Annotated in this window: 13 protein-coding genes and 1 tRNA gene; all 14 read left to right on the forward strand. The window is 73.1% G+C overall.

Annotated elements, in window-relative coordinates; translation table 11 throughout:
* Positions 1–2,596: Rne/Rng family ribonuclease (locus tag HIR71_RS15600; RefSeq protein ID WP_169325996.1), on the forward strand; the 2,596-nt coding region annotated here is incomplete at its 5' end.
* Between the two features lie 198 nt (positions 2,597–2,794).
* Positions 2,795–3,103, forward strand: a complete 309-nt coding sequence (gene rplU, locus HIR71_RS15605) for a 50S ribosomal protein L21 (protein WP_311836326.1) — start codon at positions 2,795–2,797, stop codon at positions 3,101–3,103.
* Between the two features lie 71 nt (positions 3,104–3,174).
* Positions 3,175–3,423, forward strand: coding sequence for a 50S ribosomal protein L27 (gene rpmA, locus HIR71_RS15610; RefSeq protein ID WP_169325998.1), 249 nt, complete (start codon positions 3,175–3,177; stop codon positions 3,421–3,423).
* Between the two features lie 111 nt (positions 3,424–3,534).
* Positions 3,535–5,124, forward strand: a complete 1,590-nt coding sequence (obgE, locus tag HIR71_RS15615; RefSeq protein ID WP_169325999.1) for a GTPase ObgE — start codon at positions 3,535–3,537, stop codon at positions 5,122–5,124.
* Positions 5,121–6,263 (forward strand): glutamate 5-kinase, encoded by a 1,143-nt coding sequence (gene proB / locus HIR71_RS15620; RefSeq protein WP_169326000.1) that lies wholly within the window; start codon positions 5,121–5,123, stop codon positions 6,261–6,263. Before obgE ends, proB begins: the two co-directional genes overlap by 4 nt.
* Positions 6,264–6,332: 69 nt before the next feature.
* A complete protein-coding gene (locus HIR71_RS15625; RefSeq protein WP_169326001.1) occupies positions 6,333–7,730 on the forward strand; it encodes a glutamate-5-semialdehyde dehydrogenase in 1,398 nt (465 codons plus the stop codon).
* Positions 7,731–7,804: 74 nt separating this feature from the next.
* On the forward strand, positions 7,805–7,957 hold the full coding sequence (locus HIR71_RS15630; protein WP_169325995.1) for a hypothetical protein: 153 nt from the start codon (positions 7,805–7,807) through the stop codon (positions 7,955–7,957).
* A gap of 22 nt (positions 7,958–7,979) precedes the next feature.
* Positions 7,980–8,585, forward strand: a complete 606-nt coding sequence (gene nadD / locus HIR71_RS15635) for a nicotinate-nucleotide adenylyltransferase (protein WP_169326002.1) — start codon at positions 7,980–7,982, stop codon at positions 8,583–8,585.
* Positions 8,578–9,768, forward strand: coding sequence for a hypothetical protein (locus tag HIR71_RS17045; protein ID WP_169326003.1), 1,191 nt, complete (start codon positions 8,578–8,580; stop codon positions 9,766–9,768). The genes nadD and HIR71_RS17045 overlap by 8 nt, the downstream gene beginning before the upstream one ends.
* Complete coding sequence (gene rsfS, locus HIR71_RS15645; protein WP_169326004.1) at positions 9,765–10,160, forward strand: ribosome silencing factor; 396 nt, start codon at positions 9,765–9,767, stop codon at positions 10,158–10,160. Before HIR71_RS17045 ends, rsfS begins: the two co-directional genes overlap by 4 nt.
* Entirely contained in the window at positions 10,157–10,819 is a 663-nt protein-coding gene (locus HIR71_RS15650) for a histidine phosphatase family protein (protein WP_169326005.1), read from the forward strand. The genes rsfS and HIR71_RS15650 overlap by 4 nt, the downstream gene beginning before the upstream one ends.
* A gap of 79 nt (positions 10,820–10,898) precedes the next feature.
* Positions 10,899–10,974: transfer RNA gene (locus HIR71_RS15655), tRNA-Ala, on the forward strand.
* Between the two features lie 175 nt (positions 10,975–11,149).
* Complete coding sequence (locus HIR71_RS15660; protein ID WP_169326006.1) at positions 11,150–11,308, forward strand: hypothetical protein; 159 nt, start codon at positions 11,150–11,152, stop codon at positions 11,306–11,308.
* A gap of 12 nt (positions 11,309–11,320) precedes the next feature.
* On the forward strand, positions 11,321–11,980 hold the full coding sequence (locus HIR71_RS15665) for a hypothetical protein (RefSeq protein WP_169326007.1): 660 nt from the start codon (positions 11,321–11,323) through the stop codon (positions 11,978–11,980).
* Positions 11,981–12,208 lie beyond the last annotated feature (228 nt).

Consider the following 12,208-nt stretch of genomic DNA (forward strand, 5'->3'; position numbering starts at 1 on the left):
GGCCCGGCGGCGGCGCGGCCGGACCGTCTCGCCCGCAGGCCCGCCGCGCGTCACGCACGACGACGCCGCCCCCGCCGCGGAGGCGGCCACCGCCGCGCCGGTCGAGGACGAGCTCGAGGCGCAGCCGGAGGCGGCCCCCGCGAAGCGCACGTCCCGTCGGCGCGGCTCGTCTCGCGCGGCCGCCGCGCCCGAGGAGCAGGTCGCCGGGTCGACGGGTCCTGCCCAGCAGGACGACGTCGCGGCCGCCCAGGACGAGTCGCTCGAGGCCGCGGACGACGTCGACGCGGCAGGCGTCGACACCGGTGACTCCGACGACGCCGCGGACGAGGGCCCCCGCCGTCGTCGTCGGCGTGGTGGTCGCGGGCGTCGCGGCCGCAGCGGCCAGGAGGGTCAGGACGGCCGGGGCGACTCGGAGACCGACGACGCCGAGACCTCGGACGACGAGTCCGACGTGCCGTCCACGGACGGCGCGGTCGCCGCCGGCGAGGACACCCAGGACGACACGCACCCGGAGGAGGCCGACGAGGCCGAGGGCGAGGGTGAGGAGAGCGCCGGCTCGAGCCGGCGCCGTCGCCGTCGCCGTCGCACGGGTCGCGGCGGTGACGCCGCCGAGGCCGCGACCACCACCACCACGACGCGGACGCGCACCCGCTCGGCGTCGGACGAGGTGACCGCGCTGCGCGGCTCGACGCGACTCGAGGCCAAGCGCCAGCGCCGCCGCGAGGGCCGCGACGCCGGGCGTCGCCGCACGATCATCACCGAGTCGGAGTTCCTGGCCCGCCGGGAGTCGGTGGACCGGTCGATGGTGGTCCGGGAGGTCGACGGCCGCACCCAGATCGCGGTGCTGGAGGACGGCGTGCTGGTCGAGCACTACGTCTCGCGCCAGGCGCAGGTCTCGATGGCAGGCAACGTGTACCTCGGCCGCGTGCAGAACGTGCTGCCCAGCATGGAGGCCGCGTTCGTCGACGTCGGCAAGGGCCGTAACGCCGTCCTGTACGCCGGCGAGGTCAACTGGGACGCGGCCGGGCTCGAGGGCCAGCCGCGGCGCATCGAGCAGGCGCTCAAGTCGGGCGACTCGGTGCTCGTGCAGGTCACCAAGGACCCGATCGGGCACAAGGGCGCGCGTCTGACCTCGCAGATCACGCTCGCGGGCCGCTACCTCGTGTACGTGCCCGGGGGTGGCATGACCGGCATCTCCCGCAAGCTGCCCGAGAACGAGCGCTCGCGACTCAAGAAGCTGCTGCGCGAGATCGTCCCGGACACCGCGGGCGTCATCGTGCGCACCGCCGCCGAGGGCGCGAGCGAGGACGAGCTGCGTGCCGACATCCTGCGTCTGCAGGACCAGTGGGCGGCCATCGAGAAGAAGGCGAAGACCGCCTCGGCTCCTGCGCTGCTCCAGGGTGAGCCGGACCTCGCGATCCGTGTGGTCCGCGACATCTTCAACGACGACTTCGGCTCGCTCGTGGTCCAGGGCGACGAGGCCTGGGGGACCATCTCCGGGTACATCGGCGCGCTCGCGCCGGACCTGGCCGCCAAGGTGACGCGGTGGACCGGTCAGGGCGACGTGTTCGCCTCGCACCGCGTCGACGAGCAGCTCGCGAAGGGGCTCGACCGCAAGGTCTGGCTGCCCTCGGGCGGCTCCCTGGTCATCGACCGCACCGAGGCGATGACGGTCGTCGACGTCAACACCGGGAAGTTCACCGGGACCGGCGGCACGCTCGAGGAGACCGTGACCCGGAACAACCTCGAGGCCGCCGAGGAGATCGTCCGCCAGCTGCGGCTGCGGGACATCGGCGGGATCATCGTCATCGACTTCATCGACATGGTCCTCGAGTCGAACCGCGACCTCGTGCTGCGCCGCCTTGTCGAGTGCCTCGGCCGGGATCGCACCAAGCACCAGGTCGCCGAGGTCACCTCGCTCGGGCTCGTCCAGATGACGCGCAAGCGCGTCGGGCAGGGCCTCGTCGAGGCGTTCAGCGAGACGTGCGAGCACTGCAACGGGCGCGGGTTCGTCGTCCACACCGAGCCGCTCGACAAGAACGGGCGGCCGAGCGAGGACGCGCGCGGGTCGGGTGCGCCGGGTCCTGAGGGCTCCGGCCAGGGCGACGGCGACGCGGACGGCAAGCGCGGTCGCCGCAGGCGGGGCACCAGCAAGGACTCGGCGAGCGGCTCGGGCCAGGCGAGCATCCCGGTCGTGCCGGTCCTGCCCGAGGCGCGCGAGGCGGTCAAGGCCACGCTCGCGACCATCGCCGCGGCCGCGGCCCACGCGCACGAGCACCCGCACGACAAGGACCGCGCGGCACAGGCCGCCTCGCCGGACGGGACGTCCGTGACCGGGACGCTCGCGGTGGCAGGCACGGACGAGGCCCACGAGACGCACGAGACGCACGAGACGCACGAGACGCACGAGACGCACGAGACGCACGAGACGCACGAGGCTGTGGCCGGTGCGGACGTCGTGCCGACCACGCCGGGGGAGCCCACGCCGGGTACCACCGGCCCGGCGGACCTCCCCGTGACGCTCGTCGCCGAGGAGCCGCTCGAGCTGCTGCCGGTGGCGCCCGAGGTCTTCGAGACCGACGAGGTCGACTCGTGAGGTCGTGACGGCGCGGACGGGCCCGGTGCTCATTTGACCCCACCGGGCCCAGTCCGTACCCTTGAACGTCGGCGCGCCTCGTGTGTGTTGACCCCGCGTGCCCGCGCATCCCTTGTCGTCGAGAGCGCGACGAGCACGCCGCGAACGTACTTCTTGACCGAGCCAGAGCATGTGTGACGAGCAGAGATGAGCAGCAACGTGGTGTACGCGATCGTGAAGTCGGGTGGCCGCCAGGAGAAGGTGTCGGTCGGCGACATCGTCGTCATGGACCGTCAGTCCGCCGAGGCCGGGTCGACCATCGAGCTCACCGCTCTCCTGCTGGTCGACGGGGACACGGTGACCACCGACGCCGAGGCGCTGGCCAAGGTCAAGGTCACGGCGGAGGTCGTCCGGGACGAGAAGGGCCCGAAGATCGACATCCTCAAGTACAAGAACAAGACCGGCTACCGCAAGCGCCAGGGTCACCGCCAGAAGCTGACCCGCGTCAAGGTCACCGGCATCGCCTGAGCGCTTCGCCTGGCGCCGACGGCGTCATTGCGGATCCCCCTGTCCTCCAGCAGCACGAAAGCAGGTTCGAGATGGCACACAAGAAGGGCGCAAGCTCCTCTCGTAACGGCCGTGACTCCAACGCCCAGCGACTGGGCGTCAAGCGCTTCGGTGGCCAGGTCGTCAGCGCGGGCGAGATCATCGTCCGCCAGCGCGGCACCCACTTCCACCCCGGCCTGAACGTGGGCCGTGGCGGCGACGACACGCTGTTCGCCCTCACCGCCGGTGCGGTGCAGTTCGGCACGCGGCGCGGTCGCAAGGTCATCGACATCGTCGCCTGACGCGAGTCGAACCTTCCTGATCAGCTCGGGCGAAGGGGTGCACCGGTTCGGTGCACCCCTTCGTCGCGTCAGCGGATCTCCCCGCACCGAACCAGCAGTGAGGAGCCAGTCGTGGCGACATTCGTCGACCGAGTCGTGCTGCACGCCAGCGGCGGTGACGGCGGCCACGGCGTCGCCTCGATCAAGCGTGAGAAGTTCAAGCCGCTCGCGGGCCCGGACGGGGGCAACGGGGGCAACGGCGGGTCCGTGATCCTCGAGGTCGACCCGCAGGTCACCACGCTGCTCGACCTCCACCACGCACCGCACCGGCACGCGCCGTCGGGCACCCAGGGCATGGGGGACTGGCGGCAGGGTGCGACGGGCGCCGACCTGGTCATCGCCGTCCCTGACGGCACCGTCGTGAAGACCAATGACGGCGTGGTGCTCGCCGACCTCGTGGGTGCCGGCGCCCGGTACGTCGTCGCGGCCGGCGGCCGAGGCGGGCTCGGCAACGCGGCGCTGGCCTCGCCGCGCCGGAAGGCGCCCGGCTTCGCCCTGCTCGGTGAGCCGGGCGACGAGCGCGACGTCGTGCTCGAGCTCAAGACGATCGCCGACGTCGCGTTGATCGGCTACCCGAGTGCCGGCAAGTCGAGCCTCGTCGCGGCGATGTCGGCCGCGCGGCCCAAGATCGCCGACTACCCGTTCACCACGCTGGTCCCCAACCTCGGCGTGGTGCAGGCCGGCTCGGCCCGGTTCACTGTCGCGGACGTCCCGGGACTCATCCCGGGAGCGAGCGAGGGCAGGGGCCTCGGGCTCGAGTTCCTGCGGCACATCGAGCGCTGCTCGGTGCTGGTGCACGTGCTCGACTGCGCGACGCTCGAGCCGGGCCGCGACCCGCTGTCGGACCTCGACGTGATCGAGGCGGAGCTCGCGCAGTACGGCGGTGACGTCGGCATCGAGGGCGGTCGCGTGCCGCTGACCGAGCGGCTGCGGATGGTGGTCCTCAACAAGATCGACGTGCCGGAGGCCCGTGAGCTCGCCGAGCTCGTGCGCCCCGACCTCGAGGCACGCGGCCTGCAGGTCTTCGAGATCTCCGCGGTCAGCCACGAGGGCCTGCGACCGCTGACGTTCGCGCTCGCCGAGCTCGTCGAGCGGTTCCGGCGCGAGTCGCCCGACGTCGCGCCCACGCGCACGATTCTGCGGCCCAAGGCCGTCGACGACGCGGGATTCACGGTCACGCGCCGCGAGGAGGGCGGCCGCGTGTACTTCCAGGTGCGCGGCGACAAGCCCGAGCGCTGGGTGCGGCAGACGCAGTTCTCGAACGACGAGGCCGTCGGCTACCTCGCCGACCGCCTGGCCCGGCTCGGCGTCGAGGAGCGACTCTTCGCGGTCGGCGCGGTCGCGGGCGACGAGGTCGTGATCGGGGACGGGCCACGTGCCGTCGTCTTCGACTGGGAGCCGACGCTGGTCACCGGATCCGAGCTGCTCGGCGGTCCGCGCGGCACGGACCTGCGGCTCGACGACCACTCGCGCCCGACGCGCGGCGAGAAGCGTCAGGAGTACAAGGACCGGATGGACGCCAAGGCGCACGCCCGCGCGGAGCTGTGGACCGAGCGCGAGGCGGGCATCTGGACCGGTGACGAGGACGAGGTCGCCGCGCGCCGCCGGGCCGCCTCAACCGACGAGGACGAGCCCCCGCAGGGGCTCTCCGACGGCTCGTGAGCGCGGCCGCCCTGAGCGACCGCAGCCGGCTGCGGGACGCTCGCCGGGTCGTCGTCAAGATCGGGTCGTCGTCGCTCACAGGTGCCGACGGACGGCTCGACCGTGACGCCCTGGAGGCGCTCGTCGACGTGCTGGCTGCGCGGCGGGCGCGCGGCGGCCAGGTCGTGCTGGTCTCGTCCGGCGCCATCGCGGCCGGGATCGGTCCGCTCGGGCTGAGATCGCGCCCGCGCGACCTCGCCACCGCGCAGGCGACGGCGTCGGTCGGGCAGGGGCTGCTCGTCGCCCACTACACGCGGGCGTTCGCCGGTCACGACCTGCGCGTCGGCCAGGTCCTGCTCACGGCCGAGGACACGATCCGCCGCGGCCACTACCGCAACGCCCAGCGCGCCCTGGGCCGCCTGCTGGACCTCGGCGTCGTGCCGGTGGTGAACGAGAACGACACCGTCGCGACGGACGAGATCCGGTTCGGCGACAACGACCGGCTGGCCGCGCTGGTCTCGCACCTCGTGCGCGCCGACGCGATGGTGCTGCTCACCGACGTGGACGCCCTCTACGACGGCCCGCCGTCGCGTGCCGGCGCGCGACGCATCGTCGACGTGCACGGGCCGGCGGACCTCGAGGGGATCGAGGTGACGTCCCGGGGGAGCGCGGTCGGCACGGGCGGCATGGTGACGAAGCTCGACTCGGTCGCGATCGCGACGGGGTCGGGGATCCCGGTGGTGCTCACGTCGGCGGCGCAGGCGGCCCAGGCCCTCGCGGGGGAGCCGGTCGGGACGTTCTTCGCGGCGACCGGGCGCCGCCGCTCGGCCCGGCTGCTGTGGCTCGCCCACGCGGCCCGGACCCACGGCCGCCTCGTGCTGGACGACGGCGCGGTCAGCGCCGTGCGGGGGGGCCGTGCGTCCCTGCTCCCGGCGGGCATCACGGCGGTCGAGGGCGAGTTCGAGGCCGGTGACCCGGTCGAGCTGGTCGCCGCCGACGGGCACGTCGTCGCGCGCGGGCTCGTGTCGTTCGACTCCCACGAGCTGCCCCGTCTGCTCGGCCGCTCGACGTCGGCCCTGCGCGACGAGCACGGGCCGGGGTACGACCGCGAGGTCGTGCACCGGGACGACCTCGTGCTGGTGCGTCGACCCCGCCGGTGACAGGTGGGCCGGTGGGCCCGGTCCGTCGTGGCGCTTCGAGCACCGAGGCAGCGCGACTACCCTCGAGGGATGACCACGCTGAGCTCCTCCGCGAAGCCTGACACCTCTGCGTCCCCTGACGCCGCTGCGTCGCCTGAGGCCGCTGCGTCGCCTGACGCCGCGCACCAGCCGGGCGACGCCACGCACGGCGCCAGCCCGGCGGCCGACGTGACCGAGGCCGTGCTGGACGTCGCGCGTCGGGCCAAGACCGCTTCACGCGCTCTCGCCACCGCGACCCGCGCGACCAAGGACGCCGCGCTGCTCGCGCTCGCCGACGCCCTCGTGGCCTCGAGCGACGAGATCGTGACGGCCAACGCCGACGACGTCGAGCGCGGGCGTGCGAACGGGACGTCACCCGGGCTGCTCGACCGCCTGACCCTGACCGAGGCTCGGATCGCCGCGATCGCCGACGCGCTCCGGGAGCTCGCCGCCCTTCCCGACCCCGTCGGCGAGGTGGTCCGCGGCTCGACGCTGCCGAACGGCCTGCGACTGCGGCAGGTCCGGGTCCCGATGGGCGTCGTCGGCATGATCTACGAGGCGCGGCCCAACGTGACCGTCGACGCCGCGGGGCTCGCGTTGAAGAGCGGCAACGCCGTCATCCTGCGCGGCGGCTCGGCAGCGGCCCGGTCCAACGAGGTCATCGTCGGGGTGCTGTCGCGAGCGCTCGTCGCGCAGGGGCTCCCGGCGGACGCGGTGCAGTCGATCGACGCCTACGGACGCGAGGGAGCCGTCGCCCTGATGCATGCGCGGGGACTCGTCGACCTCCTCGTGCCGCGCGGCGGCGCCGACCTGATCCAGACGGTCGTGCGCGAGTCGACCGTGCCGGTCGTCGAGACCGGGGTCGGCAACTGCCACGTGTACGTCGACGCGAGCGCCGACGCCGCCGTCGCCCTCCCCATCCTGCTCAACTCCAAGACGCAGCGCACGGGGGTCTGCAACGCGGTCGAGACGTTGCTGGTGCACCAGGACGCAGCGGAGTCGTTCCTGCCCGCCGCGCTCTCCGCCCTCGGTGAGGCGGGCGTCGTCGTGCACGGGGACGAGCGGACCGCCGCGCTCGCTCCCGAGGGGGTCGAGGTCCTGCCCGCGACCGACGACGACTGGGCGCGCGAGTACCTGGCGCTCGAGCTGGCCGTGGGGGTGGTCGACGACCTCGACGCCGCGATCGAGCACATCCGCACCTGGACCTCGGGCCACACCGAGGCGATCGTCACCGGCGACCTCGCCGCGTCCGAGCGGTTCGTGGCCGAGCTCGACTCCGCCGCGATCATGGTCAACGCGTCGACGCGCTTCACCGACGGCGGGCAGTTCGGGCTCGGCGCCGAGATCGGCATCTCGACGCAGAAGCTCCACGCGCGCGGCCCGATGGGTCTGGGCGAGCTCACCACGACCAAGTGGATCGTCCACGGTGAGGGGCAGGTCAGGCCGTGACGGCCTGACATGCGACACTGGAGGCTCCGTGCGCGGGTCGGCGCGCGGGTGTGATCTACCCCGAGGAGGTTCACGTGCACGTCGCTCTGCGTATGGCCGAGGAGACCGTCGAGCAGACCACCGCGCTGCCGTTCGAGCCCATCTTCTACGGGATCGGCGCGCTCGCCGCGTTCATGGCTGCGCTCCTGGTGACCTACGCCTTCCGGAGCGTCGGGACCCGTCACTGAGCGACTGATCGGGACCGCACCCATGGCGCAGCTCCGGCCCCGGATCGGGGTGATGGGCGGCACGTTCGACCCCATCCACCACGGTCACCTCGTCGCCGCGAGCGAAGCCGCCGCCGAGCTCGGTCTCGACGAGGTCGTGTTCGCGCCGACCGGGCAGCCGTCGTTCAAGCAGCACCAGGACGTCTCGCCCGCCGAGCACCGCTACCTCATGACGGTGATCGCCACGGCGTCGAACCCCCAGTTCACGGTGAGCCGGGTGGACGTCGACCGCGCCGGGCTGACGTACACGGTCGACACCCTGCGCGACCTGCGCGAGGCGCGTCCCGAGGCGGACGTCTTCTTCGTCACCGGGGCGGACGCCATCGAGCAGATCCTGCGGTGGAAGGACGCCGCGGAGCTGTTCACCATGGCGCACTTCGTGGCGGTCACCCGGCCGGGGCACACGATGTCGGTCGCAGGGCTCCCGGCCGACCGGGTGAGCGTTCTCGAGATCCCCGCGCTGGCGATCTCGTCGACCGACGTCCGGGCGCGTGCGCGTGCCGGGAAGCCGGTCTGGTACCTCGTCCCGGACGGGGTGGTGCAGTACATCGGGAAGCATGGCTTGTATCGAGGTCAGGACCATGAGTAACGAACCCGGCGAGCGTCGTCGTCGCCGCGAGCTGGAGCGGGCACGTGAGCTCGCCGCGCAGCAGGCCGCCGAGCAGGCTGCCGCGCAGTACGCCGCGCAGTACGCCGCGCAGTACGCCGCGCAGGACACCGCTCCCGACGCCGCGGCCCGCCGCGCTGCGGACCCGACGGCGCGGCGTCAGTCGAGCCCGCCTCCGTCGAGCCCGCCTCCGTCGAACCCGCCTCCGACGAGCCCGCCCCTGTCGCGCCGCGCCCTGCGCGAACGTGAGCGCGCGCTGAGCGCGGGAGCGGCGGGGGGTTCTCCGGTCGACCAGCCCGCCGGGACGCCCTCGCCGCCGCCCTCGGCCTCCGTTCTCCCGGCACCACGCCCGTCCCCGTTCGACTCGGGCCCGCTCGGTGGACCGGGGGTCCGCCATGCGCCCGGCCTCGGGCCTGACGCGCCCTCGGCGTCGCCGTCCCGCCGCGGGACCGGCGTCGGTCCCGACCAGGCCGAGTCAGGTCGCGCGCCCGTCGTGCGACCGCCCGTGACCGGGGGAACCGTCCGCCCCACGTCAGTTCCGTCCGGCGACGGGTCCATCGGCCGTCCCGGCCCGTCGACGGCCGCGCCCGGCGGCGCGCAGGGAACCGGCCGCATCTTCCCGCCGGTCGCGGCACGTCGGCCCGCCGTGCTCCCACCGAGCACCGGCTCGACGCCGACGGGTCCGGCCGCGGCGCCCGCCGCGCGCGCGACACCGCTCGCGCCCGTCCGTCCTCCCGCGACGACGCTGCCCGCGCTGTCGTCGCCGTCCGGGTCCGCACCGGTGCCCCTCGCCCCGCCGGCCCCGGGCATCCACGACACGTCGGCCGGTTCCGGTGGCGTGGCGGCGACACCCCCGTGGGGCCCCGCGCCCGCGGGCTCGTTCGACGCGATCACCCGGCCCCCGGCACAGGACGAGGCGGCCACGGGTGAGGACGACGCCGACGCGGTGGACGCCGACCCGTCGCCGCGGCCCCGCCGCACCTCCTACAGCTGGATCCATCTCGTCGGGCTGGCCCTGGTGGCCTTCGTGCTCGGCTTCATCGTCTGGCTGCTGATCGTCCAGGGCTCGGCCGAGCCCGGCGCCCTCGGCGCGCTCGCCCCGTCGGGCGCCCTGGTCCCGTTCCTCACGTCAACGCCCTCGTGGCCCCTGCAAGGAGTCCTGTGACCGCCACCGAACGCGCCGTCGACCTCACGATCGCGGCGGCCCGCGCCGCGTCCGACCTCAAGGCCGACGAGATCATCGCGCTCGACGTCAGCGAGCAGCTCGTGCTCACCGACGTCTTCCTCATCGCCTCAGGCACCAACGAGCGGCAGGTCGGCGCCATCGTCGACGCGATCGAGGAGGCGCTGCACAAGAAGTCCGCCAAGCCGATCCGCCGCGAGGGCAAGTCCGAGGGGCGCTGGGTGCTGCTCGACTTCGGCGACATCGTGGTGCACGTGCAGCACGCCGAGGACCGCGTCTACTACGCGCTCGAGCGCCTGTGGAAGGACTGCCCCCTCATCGAGCTGCCCGCCGACGTGCACGCGGGGGACGGCCAGGTCGGTCCGTCCGCGTGAGCGCCGGGACGGTCATCCTCTGGCGGCACGCGCGCACGGCGCACAACGCGTCGGCCCGCCTCCAGGGCCAGGTCGACATCCCGCTCGACGACGTCGGGACGCGCCAGGCGAAGGCCGCGGCGGCCGCGCTGCTGGCGACCACCAAGCCGGCGGCGATCGTCGTCTCCGACCTCGGGCGGGCGGCGGCGACCGCCGACTTCCTCGCCGAGCTCACCGGCCTGGAGCCGGTGCGCGAGCCGCGGGTGCGGGAGCGCGGGTTCGGGCTGTGGGAGGGCCTCACGGGCGAGGAGATCTCGGCCGGCTGGGCCACGGAGTACGCCCAGTGGCGCGCCGGCGGCGAGCCCGAGAACGTGGGCGCCGAGAGCCGGGCGGAGGTCGCGGCGCGCATGGTCGAGGCGATCGGTGACCACGCCGAGCGCGTGGACGACGACGGCGCTCTCGTCGTCGTCTCCCACGGCGCCGCCATCACGCTCGCGGTCACGGCGATGCTCGGTCTCGACATCACGGGCTGGCGCGGAATCGCCGGTCTCACGAACGCGCACTGGAGCGAGCTGCGGCGCAATCCGGACGGCGTGACACCGTCCTGGCGCCTCTTCGGCCACGACCTGGGGCCCTCGACGTCGATCGAGGAGTGGAACGCCGGGACCGCGCTCGCGTAGCGGCTCCGCGTGGCGCCGGATCCGATTCGCAATCAGGGGGCCGGGTGGCCTACACTTCACGAGGCCCGAACGGGCTCACGGGGCTGTGGCGCAGCTGGTAGCGCACCTGCATGGCATGCAGGGGGTCAGGGGTTCGAGTCCCCTCAGCTCCACCAAACTCGCTGGTCAGTGGCCACGCCGGGATCCTGAGCCTGAGCACAGGAGCCGGACGTGGCCACTGGACATTTAATGGACACTTATCGCCCGCGACTCGCCGTCACGGGCGCCTGTCTCGGACGGTCTCGGCGAGGTTGCGCCGCTCTGCGCCCACCTGCTGGCATGGACACTGAAGTGACGTCGGCCACACCGACGATGACCCTGGCCGAGCTCGCCGCCCACAGATCGATCACCCCAGGTGAAAGCACACGCCACGCGATCAACGCCAACGACCACAGCGCGCAGCCGGGCGTCACGCTCTTGACGTTCCTCCTCGCCGGCGCGTGCGAGTGAGAGGCTCGAGACATGGCGAGGCCGACGACGCACGATGAGCTCCTGCTGGGCGGGCGGCTGCTACCGCTGACCCGCACGATCGTGTTCGTCGAGCGTGAGGCCGAGGCGTTCGTGGAGATGTTCATGGGGTGGCGCGGCGCGCGGATCACCGAGCGGACGGGTTGCGCCCCGGTCGTCTCGACGATCGAGGGCTCGCTCGAGGACGCCTTGCACGCGCTGCTTCCGGTGGTGACCGCGATGTCGAGCAAGTACCTCGTCGTTCCGACCGTCAACGGGTGGAGCGCGTTCATCGAGAACCTGTGGACGGGCACCGAAGGCAACCTGATGGCCGGAGCCATGGCCACACACGGCATGCGCGCGGCGTCGATCAGCGAGGCACCGCACACCTACCGGGCGAGCACAAATCTCGGCTGGTGGGGGCAACGCACCGTCACGGTCGCGGTGCCGGACCGGGATCAGCCGCACGGGCAGTCGGCATGGACCGTAGGAGTGCGCACCACCGACTCCGGACGCTGGGAGGTCGCCGAGCCGGCCACTGCGCCTCCGTTCCCGGACCCGACCGAGCGGTCCGTCCGTAAGGTCGCCGACAGGTTCACACACGAACACCTCCTGCAAGTGGCGGCGTGGTTCGGACTCCGGCCCACCGACGTGTCGACGACGCGTGAAAACTGACCCCTGTGCGACGGATGAAATTTGACCCCCTCCTGAACCCTTGGAGGGTGATCGCGATGGAGGACTGGGCAGAGATCCGTAGGTTGCACCGGGCGGAGGGGGAGTGGAGTCCGCCAGAGTGGTGTACCGGTAGCCCGGTGAGCGCGTCGCGGTAGACGACGGCGCGGTCACCGCGTGACCCTTCGAGTGAACCTCTCACAGCACCCTCGAAGTGGAGACCCACGATGA

The organism is Cellulomonas fimi, assembly GCF_012952065.1.
Lineage (GTDB): Bacteria > Actinomycetota > Actinomycetes > Actinomycetales > Cellulomonadaceae > Pengzhenrongella > Pengzhenrongella fimi_A.

Coding starts and splice junctions, on each gene's coding strand:
- rpmA (WP_169325998.1), top strand. CDS start 3,175: ATGGCACACAAGAAGGGCGCAAGCTCCTCTCGTAACGGCCGTGACTCC.
- nadD (WP_169326002.1), top strand. CDS start 7,980: ATGGCGCAGCTCCGGCCCCGGATCGGGGTGATGGGCGGCACGTTCGAC.
- HIR71_RS15665 (WP_169326007.1), top strand. CDS start 11,321: ATGGCGAGGCCGACGACGCACGATGAGCTCCTGCTGGGCGGGCGGCTG.
- HIR71_RS15625 (WP_169326001.1), top strand. CDS start 6,333: ATGACCACGCTGAGCTCCTCCGCGAAGCCTGACACCTCTGCGTCCCCT.
- HIR71_RS17045 (WP_169326003.1), top strand. CDS start 8,578: ATGAGTAACGAACCCGGCGAGCGTCGTCGTCGCCGCGAGCTGGAGCGG.